This window comes from Geomonas azotofigens (assembly GCF_018919395.1).
Lineage (GTDB): Bacteria > Desulfobacterota > Desulfuromonadia > Geobacterales > Geobacteraceae > Geomonas > Geomonas azotofigens.
Genome location: NZ_JAHLME010000011.1, coordinates 7501 through 30590, shown reverse-complemented (window position 1 = coordinate 30590; position 23090 = coordinate 7501). Strand labels below are relative to the sequence as shown.

Annotated in this window: 22 protein-coding genes (1 of these 22 running past the window's edge); 18 read left to right on the top strand and 4 right to left on the bottom strand. The window is 62.7% G+C overall.

Features of this window, described 5'->3' with window-relative positions:
- Positions 1–3: 3 nt before the first annotated feature.
- The gene (locus tag KOL99_RS20795; RefSeq protein WP_216512375.1) at positions 4–231 is read left to right on the top strand and encodes a DUF3820 family protein; all 228 of its coding nucleotides are present in this window, start codon (positions 4–6) and stop codon (positions 229–231) included.
- 75 nt (positions 232–306) lie between these two features.
- Here KOL99_RS20795 and KOL99_RS20790 read toward each other — a convergent pair whose 3' ends face one another.
- Entirely contained in the window at positions 307–801 is a 495-nt protein-coding gene (locus KOL99_RS20790) for a BCAM0308 family protein (protein ID WP_216512374.1), read from the bottom strand.
- Between the two features lie 1005 nt (positions 802–1806).
- Here KOL99_RS20790 and KOL99_RS20785 point away from each other — a divergent pair.
- A complete protein-coding gene (locus KOL99_RS20785; protein WP_216512373.1) occupies positions 1807–2472 on the top strand; it encodes a protein-L-isoaspartate(D-aspartate) O-methyltransferase in 666 nt (221 codons plus the stop codon).
- Here KOL99_RS20785 and KOL99_RS20780 read toward each other — a convergent pair.
- Positions 2469–3377: an RluA family pseudouridine synthase gene (locus KOL99_RS20780; RefSeq protein WP_216512372.1), complete on the bottom strand. Its 909-nt coding sequence runs from the start codon at positions 3375–3377 to the stop codon at positions 2469–2471. The genes KOL99_RS20785 and KOL99_RS20780 overlap by 4 nt on opposite strands.
- Positions 3378–3507: 130 nt before the next feature.
- The gene (gene eno, locus KOL99_RS20775) at positions 3508–4797 is read right to left on the bottom strand and encodes a phosphopyruvate hydratase (RefSeq protein WP_216512371.1); all 1290 of its coding nucleotides are present in this window, start codon (positions 4795–4797) and stop codon (positions 3508–3510) included.
- A 250-nt stretch (positions 4798–5047) separates the two neighbouring features.
- Between eno and KOL99_RS20770 the strand changes: the two genes are divergently transcribed.
- The 15 genes from KOL99_RS20770 (at position 5048) to ftsH (ending at position 21448) form a co-directional block, all read left to right on the top strand.
- On the top strand, positions 5048–7423 hold the full coding sequence (locus tag KOL99_RS20770; RefSeq protein WP_216512394.1) for an HD family phosphohydrolase: 2376 nt from the start codon (positions 5048–5050) through the stop codon (positions 7421–7423).
- A complete protein-coding gene (ybeY, locus tag KOL99_RS20765) occupies positions 7356–7775 on the top strand; it encodes an rRNA maturation RNase YbeY (protein ID WP_216512370.1) in 420 nt (139 codons plus the stop codon). The genes KOL99_RS20770 and ybeY overlap by 68 nt, the downstream gene beginning before the upstream one ends.
- A 17-nt stretch (positions 7776–7792) precedes the next feature.
- A complete protein-coding gene (locus KOL99_RS20760) occupies positions 7793–8512 on the top strand; it encodes a diacylglycerol kinase (RefSeq protein ID WP_216512369.1) in 720 nt (239 codons plus the stop codon).
- 33 nt (positions 8513–8545) lie between these two features.
- On the top strand, positions 8546–9403 hold the full coding sequence (locus KOL99_RS20755; protein WP_216512368.1) for a hemolysin family protein: 858 nt from the start codon (positions 8546–8548) through the stop codon (positions 9401–9403).
- A 14-nt stretch (positions 9404–9417) separates the two neighbouring features.
- Positions 9418–10938, top strand: a complete 1521-nt coding sequence (gene lnt, locus KOL99_RS20750; protein ID WP_216512393.1) for an apolipoprotein N-acyltransferase — start codon at positions 9418–9420, stop codon at positions 10936–10938.
- Between the two features lie 59 nt (positions 10939–10997).
- Positions 10998–12114, top strand: a protein-coding gene (gene prfB / locus KOL99_RS20745) for a peptide chain release factor 2 (protein ID WP_216512367.1) whose coding sequence is annotated in 2 segments (ribosomal slippage) — positions 10998–11066 and positions 11068–12114 — 1116 coding nt in all. Because the reading frame shifts where the segments join, the coding sequence is not laid out codon by codon here.
- Between the two features lie 75 nt (positions 12115–12189).
- Complete coding sequence (locus KOL99_RS20740) at positions 12190–13005, top strand: C40 family peptidase (RefSeq protein ID WP_216512366.1); 816 nt, start codon at positions 12190–12192, stop codon at positions 13003–13005.
- A gap of 215 nt (positions 13006–13220) precedes the next feature.
- Positions 13221–14462, top strand: a complete 1242-nt coding sequence (locus KOL99_RS20735; protein WP_216512365.1) for a DUF1015 domain-containing protein — start codon at positions 13221–13223, stop codon at positions 14460–14462.
- A 31-nt stretch (positions 14463–14493) separates the two neighbouring features.
- Positions 14494–14964, top strand: coding sequence for an FKBP-type peptidyl-prolyl cis-trans isomerase (locus KOL99_RS20730; RefSeq protein ID WP_216512364.1), 471 nt, complete (start codon positions 14494–14496; stop codon positions 14962–14964).
- Between the two features lie 88 nt (positions 14965–15052).
- Positions 15053–15982 (top strand): DUF4140 domain-containing protein, encoded by a 930-nt coding sequence (locus KOL99_RS20725; RefSeq protein WP_216512363.1) that lies wholly within the window; start codon positions 15053–15055, stop codon positions 15980–15982.
- A gap of 88 nt (positions 15983–16070) precedes the next feature.
- Positions 16071–17354 (top strand): class II fructose-bisphosphate aldolase, encoded by a 1284-nt coding sequence (locus KOL99_RS20720; protein ID WP_216512362.1) that lies wholly within the window; start codon positions 16071–16073, stop codon positions 17352–17354.
- Between the two features lie 78 nt (positions 17355–17432).
- Positions 17433–17807 carry a PilZ domain-containing protein gene (locus KOL99_RS20715; protein ID WP_216512361.1) on the top strand — a complete coding sequence of 125 codons (375 nt, stop codon included), beginning with the start codon at positions 17433–17435 and terminating at the stop codon, positions 17805–17807.
- Entirely contained in the window at positions 17800–18600 is an 801-nt protein-coding gene (locus KOL99_RS20710) for an HD domain-containing protein (protein ID WP_216512360.1), read from the top strand. The genes KOL99_RS20715 and KOL99_RS20710 overlap by 8 nt, the downstream gene beginning before the upstream one ends.
- 24 nt (positions 18601–18624) lie before the next feature.
- On the top strand, positions 18625–19497 hold the full coding sequence (cas6, locus tag KOL99_RS20705) for a CRISPR system precrRNA processing endoribonuclease RAMP protein Cas6 (protein WP_216512359.1): 873 nt from the start codon (positions 18625–18627) through the stop codon (positions 19495–19497).
- 100 nt (positions 19498–19597) lie between these two features.
- A complete protein-coding gene (ftsH, locus tag KOL99_RS20700; protein ID WP_216512358.1) occupies positions 19598–21448 on the top strand; it encodes an ATP-dependent zinc metalloprotease FtsH in 1851 nt (616 codons plus the stop codon).
- A gap of 52 nt (positions 21449–21500) precedes the next feature.
- On the opposite strand, the gene KOL99_RS20695 is transcribed toward ftsH, so the two are convergent.
- Entirely contained in the window at positions 21501–21662 is a 162-nt protein-coding gene (locus KOL99_RS20695; RefSeq protein ID WP_183348458.1) for a hypothetical protein, read from the bottom strand.
- Between the two features lie 77 nt (positions 21663–21739).
- Here KOL99_RS20695 and malQ point away from each other — a divergent pair, with 77 nt between their 5' ends.
- A protein-coding gene (gene malQ, locus KOL99_RS20690; RefSeq protein WP_216512357.1) for a 4-alpha-glucanotransferase crosses the window boundary here: on the top strand, positions 21740–23090 show its 5' portion. It continues 197 nt past the right edge of the window; the window shows 1351 of its 1548 coding nt (coding positions 1–1351); the start codon lies at positions 21740–21742; its stop codon lies off the right edge, out of view.

Below are 23090 nucleotides of genomic sequence, written 5' to 3'. Positions count from 1 at the left end.
ACGTTGGAGGATCTGTTTCCCGACCCCGCCCAACTGCTGAGGCTGGCCCGCACCCGGATGCCCTATGGGAAATATGCCGGGTCACTGCTGGTGGACCTGCCCGAGCCGTACCTGGTATGGATGCGGCAGAAGGGGTTCCCGGAAGGTGAACTGGGAGCCATGCTCGAGTGTATGTACGAAGTAAAGGCCAACGGCCTGGAGTACCTGTTTGATCCGCTGCTGCACCGCTGATCGGCATACCCTTCAAAACAAAAAGCCCCTCTTGCCGCAAGGCAAGGGGGGCTTTGCATTTCATGCCCGGTACGGTCAGCGGCTCCACTCCACCCGGACCATGCGCTGGTCATGGCTCCATTTGTAGTGCAACTCGCCGCGCTGCGACTTGTACAGCTCCCGTCCGATCTTCTGCGCCAACTTGTCCTCGGTGGTGGTGACGACGATGCCGCCGTCCTCCTCCCGGATCTCCATGATCCGCCCCAGCGGGTTCTTTTCCCTGTGCTTCGCCTCCTGCTGCCTGACCGTGTTTAGGATCTCTTCCCTGTGCTGCGCAAGGTAGGATCCGCTGAGGGTGACCACGCCGGCCGGATCCTCGCCCACGATGCGCTGGCAGGCGGGGCAGAGCACGTCACCCTTGTGGGAGGTGGCTGAAGCGCTTTCGATTTGCCAGCGTTTGTTGCGGTAGACGATGCCGCACCCCTTGCAGACGGTCCCCTCCGGCAGCCCGCGCTTGGGGAGGTACGGTTCGAGGCTGCGGGTCGTCATCTGTCCTTTCTCTCCCATGGTTATTCTGGTTCCGCGTGGCATGGCTACCTCCGTTGTTTTGATTAGCCAAAATTAGCACGCGCTAAGTATAGCACTCCCGCATAACAGGGGAAGCCGTACCGGGAGGAAAGGTCGCAGAGGGGAGGGGGCGTCACAAGGGAATGGATGTCACAGGGGAGTGAATGCCACAAGGTAGTGGATGCCGTGAAGGGATGCCATGATGGGATGCCATGATGGGAAGGAAAGGTCGACAGAGGAAATTAGGAGGTAAGGACCAAGGAGAAGGAAAGCCGTAAAGCGGAGGAAAGGATAAAAGGGTATGCCCGGCAAGGGAGGCGCCGACCGGCAGGGAATGTAGGTGACATAGCCCGTGCGAACGTCGCCGAAATGAAAAAGGCCCGGTGCTTTTGTACCGGGCCTTTCCTGAAATATGTAACTGGCGCTTAAATCATGAGATCCTTTACCCCTATCCGCCGGTGGAAGTCGTTCCTCGCGGCGTAGTGACATGCTCCGGCGGGACCATGTCACCCGTATCTCGCGGTATCTTCCCCTTTTTGAAGCGGTTGTTACGCGCATGACGGATGAGATTATTATAGGCCAATCGGCGTGATCTCCTTAAGCGCCAGCTACTAGCTCCAAGGTGCCGTAAAGGTTTATGTGAGACCACGCTCTTTTGTAAAGCATCTCCCCGGAAAACGCTTCAGGCTATTCCGCTAAACTCAGGGAATCGCACACCACGTCTGAAACCTGGGAAATTTTAAGTGTGGAATAATCAGGGTACCTCACGCCACCTCTACCTGTACCCCAGAGCTGTTTTCAAAGAACAACTCTTTGCTACGATTTAAGTGTACGCCTGCCCCGCATAAGAGTCAACAGGTTGAATGTGCGGTGCTTTTAGTAGTTATGTTGGTTTCGGCTAATGTATCTGCCGCGCCCGCTGGTACTGTGCCGGCGCTTCCAGAGAGGGATGATTCCGCTCCGGCCCGCGGCGAGGGGCTGCTTGTCGGGGGGAAAGGGCGTGGTAGCATTGAGGTTTTTGGAGGAGCCATGACCAGCGATGCGCAAAGGGAACTAGCCGCGAGGAAGGAGCGAATGCTGAGCCAGCACCTGGCGGGGCGCGGCATCACGGACCAAGCGGTGCTGAGGGCGATGCGCGAGGTGCCGCGGGAGGCGTTTCTCCCTCCGGGCATGGAGTATCTCGCCTACGAGGACGGCCCGCTCCCGATCCAGGACGGGCAGACCATCTCGCAGCCCTACATCGTCGCCTACATGATCGAGGCGCTCGAACTGCAGGGGGGGGAGAAGGTTCTGGAAATCGGCACCGGCTCCGGCTACGCGGCAGCCGTCCTGAGCCTCTGCGCGGCAAAGGTATTCACGGTGGAGCGGATACCGTCCCTGGCGCACCTTGCCGGAGAGCGGCTGCGCGAACTCGGCTACGACAACGTCACGGTCCATCTCGGCGACGGGACGCTGGGGTGGCGGGAGCATGCACCATTCGACGCCATCGTGGTGACTGCCGGTGCGCCCGGCGTACCGGAAGAGCTGGAGCAGCAACTCGCGCCGGGAGGGCGGCTGGTGATCCCGGTCGGGCCGACCCCGCATCTGCAGGAGCTGGTGCGGGTGCGCAGGGATCGCGGCGGGAGCCTGCATCGGGACACCCTCTGCGCGGTCCGGTTCGTGCCGCTGATCGGCGCGCAGGGGTGGGAGGATTAAAGCGCCAAGGTCTCGGCGGCGGGGACGTCGTTCAGGGTCTTCAGGAAGTCCTCGTCGCTCACCGCGCCGCAGCGGGTGGCGAGCCGCAGCAGCTGTTCCGGCAAAGGTGCCGGGATGTCGATCTCCTCACCGGTTGCCGGGTGCACCAGCGTGGTCCTGAAGGAGTGCAGCGCGTGGCCGGTGAAGCCGGAAAGCTTCCTGCCGCCGTAGCGCTTGTCCCCGAGGATCGGGTGCCCGATCATCCTGAAGTGCTGCCTGATCTGGTGCATGCGCCCGGTGAGCGGATAGACGGCCAATAGCGACACGCCCCCCCCCTGGAAGAGCCTCACGTAACTGGTCTGCGACTCCTTGCCGTCGAGAGCCGCATCGATGGTTCCCTGCTTCTGCAGTTTCCCCTCCACCATGGCGAGGTACAGCTTGCCGAGCCCTTCCTCCTGCACCATTTTGCCGAACATACCCGCGGCGACCGAACTCTTGGCCAGGATGATGGCCCCGGAGGTACCCTTGTCCAGCCGGTTCACCGGGCGCAGCCTGCCGACGCCGTCGCGTTTTTTCAAAAGCATCTCCGCCAGATCGACCAGGGTGATCTCTTCCGGGTCTTCGGTCCGGTGTACGGCGAGGCCCGCCGGCTTGTTGAAGCAGATGATCCAGCTGTCCTCGAACAGGATGTCGAGTTCCGGGGTGAGCCGGGCCAGGAACGCCGCTGTCTTGGCGCTTTCCTTGAGGGTCACCTGGTCGGCGTAACGCAGCAGGTCCCCCGGTTCGGCGTCAGCGCCGTTCACCTTGAGGTGACCCGAGTTGATCAGCTTTTTGATGTAGGAGAACTGCGCGGTGGGAAGGAGGTTGCGCATGAAACTATCCACGCGCCGCAGGTGGTCTTCAGCCGTTATCTGGTAGGTTAACATGGGTCGGAGTATACCTTCATGAGGAAGAAGGCGCAAGGGAATCCGGGGGGAGGGGAGGACAAAGAAAAGGGCGCACCCGGTTAAGGTGCGCCCTTTCTACTTCAAAAACCGGGCGAATGATTATTCGCCCCTATTTTTTCACGTTGTAGAAGACGTCGGCACCCCTGAACAGGGCGACTTCGTCCAGCTCGTCCTCGATCCTCAGGAGCTGGTTGTACTTGGCGACGCGGTCGGTGCGGCAGAGCGAACCGGTCTTGATCTGGCCCGCGTTGACGGCGACGGCGAGGTCGGCCAGGGTCACGTCCTCGGTTTCGCCGGAGCGGTGCGAGATGACGCAGGTGTAACCGGCGCGCTTGGCCATCTCGATGGCGTCGAGGGTCTCGGTCAGGGTGCCGATCTGGTTCAGCTTGATCAGGATCGAGTTGGCGATCCCTTTCTTGATCCCTTCCTTGAGGATGGAGGGGTTGGTCACGAAGAGGTCGTCGCCCACGATCTGGATGCGCTTGCCCAGGCGGTCGGTGAGCTTCTTCCAGCCATCCCAGTCGTTTTCGGCCATGCCGTCCTCGATGGAGATGATCGGGTACTTGTTGACCAGGTTCTCGTAGAAGTCGACCATCTGGTCGGCGGTCTTCTTCGGCTCGGCCTCGTTCTCCAGGGTGTAGACCCCGTTCTCGAAAAGCTCGGAAGAGGCGACGTCGAGAGCCAGGAGCACTTCCTCGCCCGGCTTGTAGCCCGCCTTCACGATGGCCTCCATGATCACCTCGAGGGCCTCCTCGTTGGACTTGAGGTTCGGCGCGAAGCCACCCTCGTCGCCGACGGCGGTGTTGTACCCCTTGCCCTTGAGGACGGATTTCAGCGCGTGGAAGATCTCGGCGCCCATCCTCAGGGCCTCCTTGAAGCTCTTCGCGCCGGCCGGCATGATCATGAATTCCTGGATGTCGACGTTGTTGTCGGCGTGGGCGCCGCCGTTGATGATGTTCATCATGGGCAGCGGCAGTTCTTTGGCGTTGGAGCCGCCGATGTACTGGTACAGCGGCAGGCCTACCTCGTCGGCCGCGGCCTTGGCCACGGCGAGGGAGACGCCGAGGATGGCGTTGGCGCCCAGGCGGCTCTTGAACTCGGTGCCGTCGAGCTCCAGCATCTTCTTGTCGATGCCGACCTGGTCGGTGGCGTCCATGCCGGTGATCTCGTCGGCGATGATGTCGTTCACGTTGGCAACGGCCTTCTCCACGCCCTTGCCGAGGTAGCGCCCCTTGTCGCCGTCACGCAGTTCCAGCGCTTCGCGCTCGCCGGTGGAGGCGCCGGAGGGAACCGCGGCTCTACCCATAGCACCGGAATCCAGGAACACTTCGACCTCAAGCGTCGGATTCCCTCTGGAATCAAGTATTTCCCTGGCGTAAACGTCGGTTATCTGGCTCATCTCTACCCCCCTGGAATTTAATTTTAATTGTGAACGGGCAGCACCGCCCGTCCTAATGGAGCCTCCGTTATATAACATATCTGCCCTCAAAGGGAAGCAGCTTTTGTAAATTTTTGCTAACATGGCGAAGCCACAGCGGTTCCCAAGCCATTTGGTTTAGATTGACAGTGCTGGAATAAACGGGATATATTGTCCCCTTGCTGCTATTCTCGCAGTCTCTGTCCTTACGACACGGGAACCATTGAAGATAATGCCCACCGAAAGCGGCGACAAACAGACAATTCAGAAGAGTTCCCTGATCCGGCTCTGTGACAGCTGGATGGAAGCGGTTGCCCAGGGTCTCACCTGTGACAGGAATGAGAAGCGCAGCCGCTTCATCATGCTGTTCCTCACCGCCTTGTTCCTCACCCTGCTCATCATTCCGAGTCCGCAGTTCCTCTCGGTGCAGTACCGCGAAGGCGATATCGCCACCTCCGACATCCGCGCCACCCAGGATTACCTGATCGAGGACCTGCTGCTCACCGAGAAGAAAAGGGCGGAGGCCGAAGGTGCCGCACCCTTCGTCTATACCCTGGCCGCCAACGGCAACATCGAGCTGGTGCGCCGCTTCGATGACGCGTTGGATGTCGTGGACGATCCGACCCTGCGCGGGGAGGCCAGGCGCAAGGCGGCAGTCGCCGTCCTCGGTGTCGACATCTCGGCGCAGGAGTTCGCAGCGCTCTCCCACGTCAAGCAGCAGCGCGCGTTCCTCTCCGACCTGGCGCGGCAGTTGGCCCCCCTGTACCGGCAGCGTATCGTCGCCGACCGCGGCCACTTCGCCGCCGACCTGCGCCACGGCATCGTGGTGGTCGACGAGGCGACCAGGCAGGATGTCGCCGGCGGTGACTACAGCGCGAGCATCGATCTCCCCGCCGCCCGTCGCCTCTTCTCCCAGGCCAGCCTGACCCAGGGGGCGGCGCCCCACGACCTCGAGCTCCTCAAGGGCGTGGCGCTGCGCATGATCACCCCCAATCTCTCCTTCGACCGCAACGGCACCGACGCAAAGAAGAGCGAGGCGCGCGCCGCGGTGCGTCCGGTGCTCTTCAAGATGAAGCGCGGCGAGATGATCGTCCGGGTCGGCGAGCGGGTCACCTCCGAGCAGGCGATGAAGCTTGAGAAGATCTTCAAGACCAGGAACAGCACCCCCGTGCTCACCGGTCTGGGAATCTTCGGTCTGATCCTGGTGCTCTGCTATGCGCCGTACCGCTTCGGCCGCAAGAACATCAGGAAGTTCAACCCGAGCAACAAGGACATCCTGCTGCTGTCGCTTTTGACCGTTGGCAACTTCGCCGTCCTCAAGCTGGTGTCGGCGGTCTCCACCGCCCTGGGGGGGCTCTTCCCCTCCATCGACACGGCGAGTTACTTCTATCTCTTCCCGTTCGCGGCCTCCGCCATCATCGTCCGCATCATCCTCAACTCCGAGGTGGCCCTGGTCTACTGCGCCATCACGGCGCCCTTGACCGGGATCATGCTGAACAACTCGCTCCAGGTGGTGGTCTACGCCCTCCTGGGCGGGATCGTGGGCGCCCACGGGGTGCGCCAGTGCAAGGAGCGGGGGACCATCTACAGCGCGGGATTCAAGGTGAGCGCGGTGAACGTGGCGCTCGCCGTCTGTTTCCACGTCTACAATGACGGCCCGCTCTCTTTGCAGCCGCTGTACTGCATCATCTTCGCCCTGCTGGGCGGCCTCATCAACGCGGTGTATGTCTCCGGCACCATCCCGCTCATCGAGGCGCTCTTCCAGTACACCACCGACGTGAAGCTCCTGGAGCTCGCCAACCTGAACTCGCCCCTTTTGCGGGAGTTGATGATCCGCGCTCCGGGCACCTACCACCACAGCGTCCTGGTGGGGAACATGGTCGAGGCGGGCGCCGAGGCGATCAACGCGAACCCGCTCCTGGCCCGCGTCGCCGCCTACTACCACGACGTCGGCAAGCTGAAGAAGCCGCAGTACTTCATCGAGAACATCCGCGACGGCGAGAACCGCCACGACAAGCTCTCCCCCAGCATGAGCGCCCTCATCCTCATCTCGCACATGAAGGACGGGGTCGAGCTCGCCAAGGAGCACCGCATCGGGCAGCCGATCATCGAGATCATCCGGCAGTCCCACGGCACCTCGCTGATCAACTACTTCTACCTGAAGGCGAAGGGGCTTGAGACGCCGGGCTCCCCGCCGGTGGACGAGCGCGACTTCCGCTACCCCGGCCCCAAGCCGCAGACCAGGGAGGCGGGGCTCGTGCTTTTGGCCGACTGCGTGGAGGCCGCCTCGCGCACCCTCACCGACCCCACCCCGGCCAGGATCCAGGGGCTGGTGCAAAAGATCATCAACAACATCTTCATCGACGGGCAGCTGGACGAGTGCGAGCTGACCCTGAAGAACTTGCACGAGATAGCCAAGAGCTTCAACCAGATACTCGCGGGGATCTATCACCAGCGCATCGATTACCCCGAGCCCGCCTACAAGGAGAAGACGATTGCCAAGAAGCCAGAGGATATCGATAGCGAACCGCCAAAGGCGGATGCCGGTCGCGACGACGCAGCTGCGAAAGGTGGCGCAGAGGATCTTAGACGCCTTGGGATGTCCTGAGGCGGAACTCTCCGTCAGCATCGTCGGGGACCGGGCCATCCGGGTCCTGAACCGGGAGTACCTGGGGCGGGACAAGGCCACCAACGTGATTTCCTTCGCCATGCAGGAGGGTGAGTTCGGCGCCATCAATCCCGACGTCCTGGGCGACGTGGTCATCTCCGTGGACACCGCGGCGCGCGAGGCCGAGGAAGCCGGGCAGACCTTCCTGGAGCGCCTCTACTTCCTGCTTTTGCACGGCATCCTGCACATCACCGGCTACGACCATGAAAGAAGCGGCGAGGCCGAGGCCGCGCGCATGGAGGCCAAGGAGCGGGAGATCTTCTCCCTGCTGGTCGAGGAAGGGCTTGTCTAGCCGGGGCAGGGGATAGCATGAAGCCGACCCGCTTCATCGACTCCGTGAACTGCGCCATTGAGGGAATCCTCCACACGACGCGCACGCAAAAGCACATGCGCTACCACTTCCTGGCCGCGCTCGCCGTGCTGTTCGTCGCGCTCCTGCTGCGGGTCTCCTCGATCGAGTTCATGCTGCTGGCCCTGGCCATCAGCTTCGTCCTCTTCGCCGAACTCTTGAACACCTCCATCGAGGTGGTGGTGGACATGATCTCGCCGGAGTACCACCCCATGGCGAAGGTCGCCAAGGACGTGGCGGCCGGCGCCGTGCTGGTGGCCGCCTTCGGCACCGCCATCATGGGATACCTGGTGCTCTCCAAGTACGTGCTCCCCTGGCAGAGGCTGGGCCTTGAGACGGTGGGGAGCGAGTCGGAACTGGGCATGGTGGTCTCGGCGGTCCTGGTGCTGATCGTCGTGGTGATCCTCAAGGCGCGCGGCGGCACGGGAAAGCCGCTCGAGGGAGGCGGCGTCAGCGGCCACTCGGCCGTCGCCTTCTCCATCGCCACCTCCGTGGCGCTGCGCACCCAGGAGCCGCTCATCGCGCTTTTCTGCTTCATCCTGGCCGTCATGGTAAGCCACTCGCGCCTGCTGCTCAGGATCCACCGTCCCCGGGAGGTCGTGGTGGGGGCGGTCGTGGGGGTGGCCATCACCTTGGCGGTGCACCTGCTGTTCCGCGCGTTCTGGCAGGGGGGGCTGTGACCGGCACGTCATCAACATTAAGGAGACAGATCCTTGGAAGAGGGTAACGGACGCAAGGGCCAGGGACTCATCGAATCCCTGACCCGGCTCTTGTACGGCAAAAAGAAGGTAACCGAGGCGGAGATCCAGGAGATCATGGACGCCGGCGAGGAGGAAGGGGTCATCAACCAGGAGGAGAACGCGATGATCCGTTCCATCCTGACCCTGGGCGACTCGATGGTGCGCGAGATCATGCTGCCGCGCATGGAGATGGCCTGCGTCTCCATCGAGCTCGAGGTGCGCGAGGTGCTGAAGTCCATCATCGCCTCCGGCCACTCCCGGCTGCCGGTCTACGAGGGGACCATCGACAACATCATCGGCCTCATCTACGCGAAGGACCTGCTGCGCTACTGGGGGGAGCCCGACGACGCCATCGAGCTCAGGAAGCTGATCCGTCCCCCCTTCTTCATTCCCGAAACCAAAAACCTCGAGGAGCTGCTGCACGATTTCAAGAAGCGCCGCGTGCACATGGCGGTGGTCATCGACGAGTACGGCGGCACCGCCGGCCTGGTCACCATTGAGGACCTGCTCGAGGAGATCGTGGGTGATATCCAGGACGAGTACGACCTGGAGACCGAGCGCCTCTCGGTGCAGGGGGACGGCTCCATCGTCGCCGACGGCAGGCTTCCCATCCAGGAGCTGGAGGAGCACTTCGACGTCGCGATCGAGAAGGAAAACTTCGAGACCGTGGGGGGACTCCTGTTCCACCTCACCGGCCGCATCCCCGTTGCGGGTGACGTGATCGAAAACGACTCCCTGGTGCTCACCGTGCTGGAGGCGGACGAAAGACGGATCGCCAAGGTGCACATCGCGAAGAAACAGGAGCCGACCGGGGAGTCTGAGGAATCGTGACCGCGAGAACCGCCATGGCAGGCGAGGCGACTGCGGGGCGTTTCCTGCTGGCGCTGCTTTCGGGCGTTTTGCTGGCACTCTCCTTCCCGCTGCCCGGGGTGTCGGCCCTGGCCTGGATCGCCTTCGTGCCGCTTCTTTTGGCCACCGACCGGGTCTCCCCCCGGGTCGGTTTCCGGCTCGGCTTCGCGGCCGGCTGCGTCGCCTACGCCGGGATCCTGTACTGGCTCAACGTGGTGATGATGAACTACGGCAAGCTGCACTGGACGGTGAGCGTGACCCTCTACCTCGTCCTGGTCGGCTACCTGGCGCTCTATCCGGGCGCGGTGCTCTGGCTGGTGCGCCGCTGCGAGATGTGCCGTATCCCGCTTATCTGCTCGTTCCCGCTTTTGTGGGTGAGCGGCGAGGCGATCCGCTCCTACGTCCTGACCGGCTTTCCCTGGGCGAGCCTCGGCTATTCCCAGTACCGCACGCTGCCGCTGATCCAGATCAGCGACGTGACCGGCGTGTACGGGGTGAGCTTCCTGATCGCCCTGGCCAACGTGGTGTTCTACCGGATCTGGGTCTCCATGCGGCACCGCAAGCCCTACCCGGTGCGCGCCCTGTTGCTCCTGGTGCTGCTCATGGCGGCGACCATGGTCTACGGCGTCTCCGCCCTGACCCGCAGCGACAGGGGCGAGGTGCGCAAGGTGCTGCTGGTGCAGGGGAACATACCCCAGGACCAGAAGTGGGATCCCTCCTTCCAGGAAGCGACGCTGAAGACCTACGAGCGGCTGACCCGGGAGGGGAACCCGGAGCCGGGGACCCTGGTGGTCTGGCCGGAGAGCGCCCTTCCCTTTTTCCTGCAGCGGGAACCGGCCTACGCGGCCCGGGTCGGCGCGCTGGCCCGGGAGCTGAAGAGCCCGCTCGTGGTGGGAAGCCCCGCCTACGAACAGCAGGGGGGGAGGGTGCGCTACCTAAACAGCGCCTTCCTCTTCTCCGAGCAGGGCGCCATCACCGGGAGAAGCGACAAACTGCACCTGGTCCCCTTCGGCGAGTACGTGCCGCTGGCGCCGCTGCTCCCCTTCGTGAACAAGCTGGTCACCGGGATCGGCGACTTCTCTCCCGGCAAGGAGGCCGTGGTGCTCCCCGCCTCCACCGGGAAGCTGGGCGTGCTGGTCTGCTTCGAGGGGATCTTCCCGGAAGTGGCCAACGCCTACGTGGAGAAGGGAGCGCAGGTGCTGGTGAACATCACCAACGACGCCTGGTTCGGACGCAGCTCCGCCCCCTACCAGCACCTCTCCATGACCGTGTTCCGGGCCGTGGAAAACCGGGTCCCCCTGGTGCGCGCCGCCAACACCGGGATCTCCTCGGTGATCGACAGCAAGGGGCACATCCGGGGCATGACCCCGCTGTTCCAGGAGGCGACCTTGAGCGGGGAGGTGAGGACCGGCACCGGGCGGACCTTCTACAACCGTTTCGGCGACCTCTTCGCCCTGCTCTGCCTCTCCGGCAGCGTCGGCATGGGGATCGCCTGCTACCGTGGGCGCCGTATTTAATAGTTTTGCCACTACCAATGATCGCCTGCGGGCGATGCGACCATAAAGGAGTTTTCCAGATGTTCAGAGAAGAAATTGCCAAGATCGAGGACCTTGCCGAGCGAATCAACAAACTCCGGGGGTCTCTTTGACGTAGATGACAAGAGGGAGCGGATGCAGGAACTCGAGGAGCTGACCTCCCGCGCCGATTTCTGGAACGACGCCGACAAGGCCCAGAAGGTGCTTAAGGAGAGGATGGCGATGGAGAAGGACGTCACCATCTGGGAAAACCTCGAGCGCCAGGCCCGCGACATCCAGGAACTGATCGAGCTCGGCAGCGAGGAGCAGGACGAGGCGACGCTCGCCGAGGTCCACGCCATGAACGAGCAGCTGGAGACCGGGGTGAGCCAGGCGGAGTTCCGCAGGATGCTCTCCGGTCCCCACGACGCCTCCGGCGCCTTCCTCTCCATCAACTCCGGGGCCGGCGGCACCGAGTCGCAGGATTGGGCCGAGATGCTCTTGCGCATGTACCTGCGCTACTGCGAGAAGAAGGGGTGGAAGACCGAGATCACCGACTACCAGGAAGGCGACGGCGCCGGCATCAAGGGGGTGACCTTCGCGGTCACCGGCGAGTTCGCCTACGGCTACCTCAAGGCCGAGGCGGGCATCCACCGGCTGGTGCGCATCTCCCCATTCGACAGCAGCGCCCGGCGCCACACCTCGTTCGCCTCCGTATTCGTCTTCCCGGTGATCGAGGAGGACGATATCGAGATCAAGATCCCGGAGAGCGACCTGAGGATCGACACCTACCGTTCTTCGGGCGCGGGCGGCCAGCACGTCAACACCACCGACTCGGCCATCAGGATCACGCATCTTCCCACCGGCACCGTGGTGGCCTGCCAGAGCGAGCGCAGCCAGCACATGAACAAGGCCACCGCCATGAAGGTGCTCCGCTCCAAGCTCTACGAGATGGAGCTGCGGGAGCGCGAGGCGAAGGCGGCCGATATCGCCGGCGAGAAGAAGGAGATCGGCTGGGGGAGCCAGATCCGCTCCTACGTGCTGCATCCCTACAAGATGGTCAAGGATCTGCGCACCGGCGTGGAAAGCGGCAATCCCGACAACGTCCTCGACGGCGCCCTGGACGACTTCGTGGTTCCCTTTCTGATGGGCGTGCGCCGGGAGACCAAGGACATCTAGGGGCGGTTTCGGCACTCGCTTTCCCCCTCCCCAACCCTCCCCCTCCGGGGGCGGGAGCAACACAAGGAACAATTAATGCTTAAGACGGCACGACTGTTGATCATATATCTGCTCCTCCTCGCGCCCGCGGCCACCGGCTGCGCCGCGCAGCGCGCCGGGCTCTCCAGCGTCGGCTTCGCCATCCAGGTGGGCGCCTTCTCGGACGTGAAAAACGCCGAGCGCCTCACGAAGAAACTGCAGGAGCAGGGGATAGAGGCGTTCTATTTCAAACGGGAAAACGGCATCTACGCGGTCCGCTTCGGAGACTTCCCGCGCCGGGAAGAGGCGCGCAAGGTGGCCCAGAAGCTGGTGAAGGAGAAGACCATCGGCTCCTACTTCATCGCGCCGCCGCAGCCCGACCGGACCGTGCTGGTGCGGGAGACCGTGATCGAGAAGACACCGTCCCCGTCCATCACCAAACCAAGCAAGCCCCTGCCTCCGGGCAAGAAGAAAGAGGAGCCGGTAAAGCGTGACCGCGGCGACATGGGCAACATCGCCGCCCGCACCGCCGAGCGCTTCGTCGGCATCCCGTACCGTTGGGGCGGGGATACCGTGGTCGACGGCATGGACTGCAGCGGTTTCGTGCGCGCGGTCTACAACCTTTGCGGCGTCAACATCCCGCGCACCTCGCGTGAGCAGTACCGGGTCGGGGATACCGTCGGGCGCGAGGAACTCAAAGACGGCGACTTGGTCTTCTTCGGTGCCTCCGGCGACGAGATCAACCACGTCGGCATCTTCGTGGGCAACGGCCGCTTCGTCCATGCGCCGCGCCGCGGCGACGACATCAAGGTGAGCTCCATGGACGAGTCCTACTTCCAGAAGCGGTTCGTCGGCGCCAAGCGCTATTTCTAACGCCGGCGTCCGAACCGCCGATAAGGTCCAGGCCGGCCAAGAAGGTGGAGCAAAGGGAACAGGCACGTCCTTCTCCGTTACCCGTGGCCGGTAGACGTAGAACGCAGTACTAGTACGTAGAGCGTAGAACGTAGAACGTAGAACGTAGAACCTGATTTTTTAGACGTTGAACCTTGAACGTTGAACGTTGAACCAAAACCGAGACAGGAGCAGTTATGGCATTTATCAAACCGTTCAAGGCGGTACGCCCCAAAAAGGAGTTGGCCGAGAAGGTCGCCGCTCTTCCCTATGACGTGATGAACACCGATGAGGCCATCCAGATGGCCGCCGGCAACGCGGTGAGTTTCCTGCACATCTCCCGCCCGGAGATCGATCTCCCCCGGGACATCGATGTGCACTCGGATCCGGTGTACGTGAAGGGGCGCGACAACCTGGAGAAATTCCTGGCGGAGGGCGTGCTGCTGCAGGACGAGACCGAGCGCTACTACGTGTACCGCCAGAAGATGGGAAGCATCACCCAGACCGGCCTCGTGGTCTGCGCCGGCGTGGACGACTACCAGAGCGGCACCATCAAGAAGCATGAACTGACCCGGGCCGACAAGGAAGAGGACCGCGTCAAGCATATCGACGCGCTCAACGCGAACGACGAGCCGGTCTTCTACACGTATAGACATGACCCGGCCCTGACCGCGACCATCGACCAGGTTACCACGGCGGCGCCGCTGTATGACTTCACCACCGACGACGGCGTCTCCCACGCCCTGTGGGATATCGCCGACCCGAAGTTGATCGACTCACTCACCAAGAGCTTCGCCGCCATCCCGACCCTCTACGTCGCCGACGGTCATCACCGCAGCGCCGCCGCGAGCCGGGTACGCGACCTGAGGAAGGACGCCAACCCGAAGCACACCGGCAGCGAGGAGTACAACTACTTCCTCACCGTGATCTTCCCGGACAACGAGATGACCATCATGCCCTACAACCGGGTGGTCAAGGACTTGAACGGCCGCGGCGTCGCCGAGTTCATGGCGCGGGTCGGTGAGCGCTTCGAGGTGACCCCGGTATCCGGCGCGGTCAACCCGGGTGAGCGCCACCAGTTCGGCATGTTCCTGGGCGGAAAGTGGTACGAACTCACCCCGCGCGAGGACTCCTTCCCGGCGGACGACCCGGTCGCGTCCATGGACGTCTCCATCCTGCAGGACAACCTGCTTAGCCCGGTCCTCGGCGTGCGCAACCCGCGCACCGACCAGCGCATCCACTTCGTCGGCGGCATCCGCGGCGTCGAGGAGCTGGAGCGGGTGGTCAATTCCGGCGAGTACATGGTCGCCTTCTCACTGTTCCCGACCTCGATCGAGGAACTGATGGCGCTGGCCGACGAAGACAAGATCATGCCCCCCAAGTCGACCTGGTTCGAGCCCAAGCTCAGAAGTGGCCTCTTCATCCACTTGTTGGATTAACAACTCATACAAACCTGACGGAGGAAAATTGATGCGCAACGTAGAGAAGTTCCTCGTGCTGCTGCTGCTCATGGCGGCGGTAGCCATACCCGCCTGCTCCCAGAAGGATCCTGCCAAGCAGCCGGCAACCGAGAAAACCGCGGCCAAGGCCGCCGCCGGGGCGGTGACCACCCCTTCCGGCCTTTCCTATACCGACCTCGTGGTTGGGACCGGTCCGACCCCGACCTCGGGCAAAGGGGTCAAGGTGCACTACACTGGCACCCTGGAAAACGGGACCAAGTTCGACAGCTCCCTCGATCGCGGCCAGCCCTTCATCTTCAGGATCGGCGCCGGTGAAGTGATCCCGGGGTGGGATGAGGGCGTCATGTCCATGAAGGTGGGGGGCAAGAGGAAGCTGGTCGTTCCGCCGCAACTTGGCTACGGGGCCAACGGCGCCGGCGGCGTCATTCCGCCCAACGCGACCCTCATCTTCGAGGTGGAGCTCCTCGACGTAGAGAAGTAATCATACCGGCTGCTTGCAATGGCATCGGGGCGCAGTAAAGTTGTCCTTTGTGTTTTTTGAGACCCAGGCCGCCTTTGCGAGGTGCCCCATGCGCCTGTTGCCGCTTGCTCTCGTTCTGCTCCCGGTGCTGGTCTGCCAGCAGGCCAGCGCCGGCCAAAAGAGCGTCACCCTGTTCCTTGACGGCGCGCGGGTGGAGCTGGAACTATCCGCCACCGGTGGGTACCTGGAGCTCCCCCTGCCTGAGAGCTTCGCACCGGGCTCGCTCCGGGTGAAGGCGCCGGGGGGGACCGTGCAGCGGGTCGAGCTGGTCCCGGCCGAGCAGGACCGGCACCGGGCGGGCGAGATCGCCCGGCTCAGGGAACGCCGCGGCGAACTGCAGGACCGCATGGACGCCCTGAACCGGCGCGAGGAGATCTTCTCCGCCGCCGCCAAGTCGCAAAGCGGCAAGGCGCCCAGAAGGACCAAGGCCAACCCCGATCCGGTGGTTACCCTGCAGCAGGGGACCGAGTTCGCCTTGAACCAGATGGAGTCGGTCTACCGCAGCAAGCGCAAATGCCGGCTCGCGCTCGACGCCGTGGAGCGGGAGCTCGCGGCGGCCGCCAAGGGGGTCGCGTCGGCGCGCATCTGGGTCACCGGCAGCAAGGCCCAGGTCTCCTTCCTCGTGGGTAACGAGCGCTGGACCCCGACCTACGACCTCCGCTTTTCCGGGGAGGGGGGCGAGCTTTTGTTGCACGCGAAGCTGCCGCAGCGCGAAAAAGGGGTGCAGTACCAGGTCGTGCGCGGGACGGCCGCGAAGCCGGGAGCGGTCGAGGCGGTGCGCGGGGACTTTCCGGTCCTGGCCCGCTATCCGCTCACCGTCACCGGTGCCGCCGGGGCGGATCCTCCCGAGCGCTTCGTTTTCGCCCCGGTCGAGGCCGGTCTCCCGCCAGGGGAAGCCGCCTTGTACTGGAAGGGAGAGTACATCGGCAGCGCCCCGTTCTCCGGGGGCGGCAGCACCGCGTTTTCCCTGGGGCGCTAGCGAACGTCCTTGCCTTTGCATGATTAAGATGTTATAAGGAAGCGGCTTTTTGCCATGTGATTTGATATTCCCACCAAAAGGAGGAGATATGACTGCAACATCTTCAGATTTCGTCAAAGCGCTGGAAGTAGGGCGTCCCCCCAACGTAGCGAAACTCTTCCCCAATTCAAAAGCACTCCTGGTCAGCGGCAAGGTCATCGACCGCGCCATGAACGCCAAGGGACACGCCCTCGCGCTGGCCGCCAACGGCCGCAACCACTTCGTCATCCGCGGCGTCCTCGCGGCGGCCCAGAAGGCCAACGCCGCCGTCATCATTGAAATCGCCAAGAGCGAGGGTGGCCAGAAAGCGTACTGCCCGGTCAACTACTGGAACATGGCCCGCCAGGTGGATGCGGTCGCCAACGAGCTCGGCATCACCATCCCGGTCGCCATCCACGCCGACCACTACGGCATCAAGGGTGAAGCGGACGTAAAGTCGGCCAAGGTCGAGATCCCGAGCATGTTCGACGCCGGCATCACCTCCATCGCCATCGACGCCTCGCACCTCCCCGACGAGGAAAACCTCCTCGCCAACATCGAGCTCAACAGCATCATCCCGGCCTGGGCCGGCCTCGAGACCGAAGTGGGGGAGATCAAGGGGAAGGAGGGGCTTTCCACCGTTCCCGAGGCCCTCTTCTTGATCCGCGGCCTGAACGCCCATGGCATCTTCCCGGACTGGATCGCCCTCAATAACGGCACCACCCATGGTATCGAGGCGTCCGACGCTGGCATCCAGGTGGAGCTCACCGCGCAGATCCACGAGGCGATCAAGCAGTACGGCGTCAACGGCGCCCAGCACGGCACCTCCGGCAACAGCTACGACAGGCTGCGCGAGATCGCCCGGAAGACCCGCACCACCAAGGCCAACGTCGCCACCGCGCTCCAGTTCGTCTCCTGGGGGCTCGAGGTCAACGACTACGGCAACGCCAAGCTCGACGAGAACGGCAACTTCATCAAGGTGAAGGGCGAGGGGATGACCGAGGAGCTCTGGGCCGAGATGGTGGCCTTCGCCGACTCCAAGGGATGGAAGAAGGGTGACTACAAGAACCTCAACCTCCCGTTCGAGAACAAGCTGCTGGCCCAGCCCAAGGACGTGCGCGAGCGCATGTGCAAGAGGGTCGAGGACTTCGCCTACAACCTGATGGCCAACGTCTTCAACTCCGCCGACACCGCGCCGCTGGCCATCGAAGCCATCCTCAAGGCCGGCTCCTACGACCTCGGCCCCAAGGGTAAGCGCATCGAGAACCCCGCCGAGTGGACCAAGGAACAGCTCCCCAAGCAGGCCCAGGGGCTTTCCAAGGACAAGGGGCCCGAAGGCAACTTCGAGGACTAGCATCCGAACTAGTTGAGAAACACCGGGAGGGGGCCTCGTGCCCCCTTTTGTAGCTTGCTGTCCGGAAGGGGGATGACAATGAAAGATAGGCGCAATTTTTCACGAGTCGATTTCAGGGTCTCCGCGCTGCTGCAGGCGGAGGGGATGGCAGTCAAGGGGGAGGTGTCGGACGTCAGTCTGCACGGCCTCTACATGGAGACGCAGGAGCGGATCCCCGTCGGCACTCCGGTCGAGGTGACCATATACCTCTCCGCGGCTCCCGAACCGATCGTCATCAACGTGAAGGGGACGGTGGCCCGCCTGGTCGAGGGAGGCATCGGCTGCGCCTTCGACAAGATGGACGTCGAGTCCTTCGCCCACCTGCGCAGCATCATCTCCTATCAGGGGGGTGACGAGTCCAAGGTCATGGCGGAGTTCTCGGAGTACGTGGTCAAGAAGATGCACGATGAATGATCACGCTGTTCTGCCGGACCTGGCGCCCCTGCGCGACTGGTTCAGCTCCTACTGCGACTCCTTCCGCACATCCGACCTGGAGCTGCAGCGCAACTTCGACCTCAAAGAAGAGCACACCCGCAACGTCTGCCGGAATGCCTCCCTCATCGCACACGGGATGGGGCCGCGCTTCGAGATGCTCGCCGAAGTCGCCGCGCTCTGCCACGACCTCGGCCGCTTTCCGCAATTTAGGGATTACCACACCTTCAAGGACAGCGAATCGCTGAACCACGCCCACCTCTCCGCGCAGGTCGTGAAACAGCATCGCCTGCTCGATTTTCTCCCCGAGGTCGAGCGCGCCAGCATCGAGGTCGCGGTGCGCATGCACAACGCCTTCCAGGTCCCCGAAGGGCTCCCCGCGCTAACCGCCGACCTGCTCAGGCTGCTGCGCGATGCCGACAAGCTGGACATCTGGCGCGTCTTCGCCGAGTACTTCAACGCCCCCGAGGCGGAGCGCGCTTCCGGCGCGGGACTCGGCTTCCCCGATCTCCCCGGCTGCTCGGCCGAACCCCTGGCCGCCGTGGCCGCCGGCAGGATGGTTCAACTCTCCGCCTTGAAGAACCTCAACGATTTCAAGCTGCTGCAGGTGTCGTGGATCTACGACATCAACTTTCCGGCAACCCTGCGGCTGATCCGGCAGAGGAGCGTGCTGGAGCGGTTCGCCGCGATGCTTCCCCAGGATCGGGAGGTTCTCGATGTGCTGGCGCAGGTGGGGCGATATCTCGAGGGTAGGCTGGGCGAATCGGCGAACTGATACCCCGCGCAAGAGGAATTACCTGTGGAACTGCATTACGCGAGGCTGTGGTTCAGCTTCACCCTGAGGCATGATCTCGCCGATCCCTACGCCTTCTACGCCACCCGGGCCGACTTCGAGTCGGCCTTCCGTGCCGCCCTTTGCTGCAAGCGTGGGGACTGCACCGGCTGCCGCCGGGGCGACTGCGCCTTTCCGGCGAGCTTCGGGCAACAGATCGCGGAGGACCCCGAAGCGGTCCGGCGCCACCAGAAACCACCCCTCCCTTTCATCTTCGATTTCCCGCTGCTCCCGCCGGTTCCCAACCGGGGTCGGGTCTGCGAGCTCACCCTCACGCTGGTCGGCAGCGCCATCCAGCACCTGCCGGACTACCTCGCGGCGGTGAGGCTGCTCATTGAGAATAAGGGAGGCGCTGAGGTCGCCGTGGCCGCCGAATCCCCCGGGGGAGAGCGCACCGATTGCGGCAATGACGGATCCCTTACCCTGCCGCTGCTCGGGTCCCTTGACCCCGCCCTAACCGGCCCGCTGCCGACAGAAACCGTCGCGATTCGGCTATTGACCCCCCTGAAGCTGGTGCGAGAGGGCCGCCTGCTCAAGACCTTCACCTTCGCCGACTTCGCCCGCACCGTCATGCGCAGGGTCTCATCGCTTGCCTACCACTACGAAGGTGCCGAGCCCGCCCTGGACTACCGTTGGCTGTCCGGGCAGAGCGAAACGGTGCGGACCGTCGAATCCGACTGCCGCTTCGTGTCCTGGAACGGCCGCCCCACCGGAATCCTCGGTACTGCCCGCTTCGACGGTGACCTTGAGCCGTTCCACCTGCTGCTGCAACTGGGCGCGGCCACCCATCTCGGCAAGGGCGCCTCGTTTGGCTTCGGGGCCTACCGGGTGGAAGCATAAGCTGGCGCCCCCTCTTTAAATAATTAGAATCTTGTAATGCTCTTCAACTTGGTTAGAATACCGGGGTGTCTTTTTCAGCCCGAGTTGGAGGAGCAGGGTCATGGCCCAGACCTTTTGGAGGCCGTTGCTGATCACCGTCTTGTTCGTTTTGCTGCTCGACCTCTTTTACGGGACGATGGTGAAGCAGACGGCGGAGCGTGGGGCGGAAATAACCTACAGCCGTTTCCGCGCCGAACTGGCCGCTGATAATATCATCAAGCTGACACTGCGGGGCAAAAGCGCCAAGGGTCAGTTCCGCACCGCGATCAAGGTGCCGGCGGTGAGCGTCGAACAAAAAGGGCAGAACGTCGACGTCAGCAACTTCAGCACCACCCTTCCGTCCATCGAAGATCCCACCCTGTTGCCCGAATTAAGCGCCCGGCGTGTCGACGTCAATGTCATTTCCACCGAAGGCTCCACGATGGGGTCCATCTTCCTGTACCTGCTGCCGTGGTTCATCATCATCGGCGTCTGGCTCTTCGTCATGAGAGGGATGCGCAAGCAGGGACCAAGCGGCATGATGGGAGGCTTCGCCCGCTCCGGGGCCAAGGCCTACACCTCCGAACGGATAGACGTGACCTTCGCCGATGTCGCGGGAATGGAAGAGGCCAAGCAGGAGCTGCGAGAGGTCGTCGAGTACCTAAAGGAACCGAGGAAGTTCCAGCAGATCGGCGGCAAAGTCCCGAAGGGCGTGCTCCTCGTGGGTCCTCCGGGAACGGGCAAGACCCTCCTGGCCAGGGCCGTGGCGGGTGAGTCCGGGGTTCCCTTTTTCTCCATTTCCGCCTCAGCCTTTATCGAGATGTTCGTCGGCGTCGGCGCGAGCCGGGTACGCGACCTCTTCGCCAGTGCCCGTAAGATGCTCCCGAGCATAATTTTCATCGACGAGCTTGATGCCGTTGGGAGAAGCCGCGGTGCCGGTTTCGGTGGCGGTCATGACGAGCGGGAGCAGACCTTGAACCAGCTCCTGTCCGAGATGGACGGCTTTGATCCACACACCGAGGTGGTTGTCATCGCGGCGACCAACCGGCCCGATGTGCTCGACCCGGCCCTGCTGCGTCCCGGCCGTTTCGACCGCAACGTCGTCATAGAGCGTCCCGACTGGCGGGATCGGGAGAAGATCCTCAAGGTGCACACGAGGAGGATTCCCCTGGCGCCGGAAGTGGAACTTTCCGTGATCGCCAAGGGGACCCCTGGGATGACCGGCGCCGACTTGGAAGGGCTGGTCAACGAGGCCGCCATTCTGGCCGCGCGCGACAACAAGCTCGTGGTGGGGTTGGAGGAGCTGGAGCGGGCGAAGGACAAGATCCTCATGGGAGGGGAGCGCCACATGGTGATCTCGGACGACGAGAAGCGGATCACCGCATACCATGAGGCCGGCCATGCCTTGGTGGCGAGGCTTTTGCCGAGCACCGACCCGGTGCACAAGGTGACCATTCTCCCCAGGGGGCGCGCCTTGGGCGTGACCCAGCAGTTGCCCGAGGACGATCGCTACCACTACCCCCGTGCCTACCTGGTGAACCGTCTCTGCGTCGCCTTGGGGGGGCGCGTCGCCGAGCGCATCGCGTTCAACGATGTCTCGTCAGGAGCCCAGAGCGATCTGAAGCACGTCACGGAACTGGCCGAGAAGATGGTTTGCCAATGGGGTATGAGTGAAAAGATAGGGGCGATGACCTTCCCGCGCGGGGAAGAGCATCCCTTTTTAGGGATGAAGCTTGCTGAAGAGAAGACCTTCTCGGAAGAGATGGCGTGGCTGATCGATCAGGAGATAGCTACGCTGATTCGATCCGCGGAGGGGAAGGCAATGGAGCTTGTCAGTGGCAACCGCGGCAAGCTCGATGCTCTGGCCGAGGCCCTTTTGGAAGAAGAGACTCTTGACGGTGCGCGCGTAGATGAGATTCTGGCTGCCGCCTGACCTATAAGAGCAGGCATGCATGTCCGACCAGTCCGAGAAGCCCACTGACTCCCTAGTAGATGATGATGTATCCCTTCTTGCTGGCGATCCCGGTTATCTCAAGGGTATCCTTGATCCGGAACGTCTCGCCATCCAGCGTGAAGATGTACCCATCCCCATCAGGTACCGCGAGTTCGATCAGGGACTCAAAAGATGCAGTCTTTATGGTTTCCATGCGCCGCACTATACCATTTGCCGCCAAAGGCGTAAAGGCTTTGCATCATTGCATTACACCTTATTTATGTCATAGTAATGTCTACCTATTTCCGGCACCATCTTACAGATGCCAATTACAATGCAATCGAGGTGTACATGGTGAGAAAGAGAAAGAGTGGGGTCCTGTTGCATCCCAGCTCATTGCCAGGCCCGGGAGGGATCGGTTCCTTCGGTGAAGAAGCAAAGAGATTCGTAGATTTCCTGCACAAGTCTGGGCAGTCCCTGTGGCAGATCCTTCCCCTTGGCCCCACAGCCTACGGCAATTCGCCGTACTCCTGTTACTCGGCCTTCGCCGGAAATCCTTTGTTGATCAATCTTGAGATGCTGCAGGACGAGGGCGATCTGCTGACGGAGGAGGCCAATCCGGAACTCGATTCAGAGCGTGTCGATTACGGGGCCACCGAGATATATAAGATGGCCCGCCTCAAGGAGGCCGCTGCCCGCTTCTTCGTGGAGGCTCCCCAAAAGCGCAAGGAGGAGTTCTGGCATTTTTGCGACAACACTTTCTGGCTGCATGACTACGCGCTTTTCATGGCGCTCAAGGAGCAGTTCAAGGAGGTCAGTTGGAAGGATTGGCCTGATGACCTGGCAAACCGGGAACCGGAGGCGCTCTCCTCTTGGAGCGAGAAGTTGGGAGCGGCCATCGGCGAGCAGAAGTACATGCAATGGCAGTTCTCCCGGCAGTGGAAGCAACTGAAAACCTACGCCAACGTTCTTGGCATCTCCATCGTCGGCGATCTTCCCATATTCGTTGCCTACGATTCAGCCGATGTCTGGGCCAACCCCCACTTGTTCCATCTGGACGAGAAGGGCGTTCCCATCGTCGTCGCCGGGGTCCCTCCCGACTACTTCAGCAAGACGGGGCAGTTGTGGGGCAACCCGCTTTACAACTGGGACAGGATGGCTCAAGAAGGGTACGGCTGGTGGATAGCCCGGCTGCGCAACGATCTCTCCCTCTACGACATGGTTAGGATCGACCACTTCCGAGGTTTCGAGGCATTCTGGGAGGTGCCGATGTGGGAGAAGACTGCCGTCAACGGTCGCTGGGTCAAGGGGCCGGGCGAATCGCTCTTCCACGCTCTGCGTAACGCCTTGGGAAACCTGCCGATAATCGCAGAGGATCTCGGGGTCATCACTCCTGAGGTGGAAGCGCTGAGGGATCAGTTCGGCTTCCCCGGAATGAAGATCCTCCAGTTCGCCTTCGGTTCCGGGCCCGACAACCCGTACCTGCCGCACAACCATGTCAGGTCGTGCGTGGTCTATACGGGAACTCACGACAACGACACCACCGCTGGGTGGTTCCACTCCCTCAAGGCGAAAGAGCAGAAGAACGTGCTGTCGTACTTCGACCGCGACGGGAACGACATCGTGTGGCAAATGGTCAAAT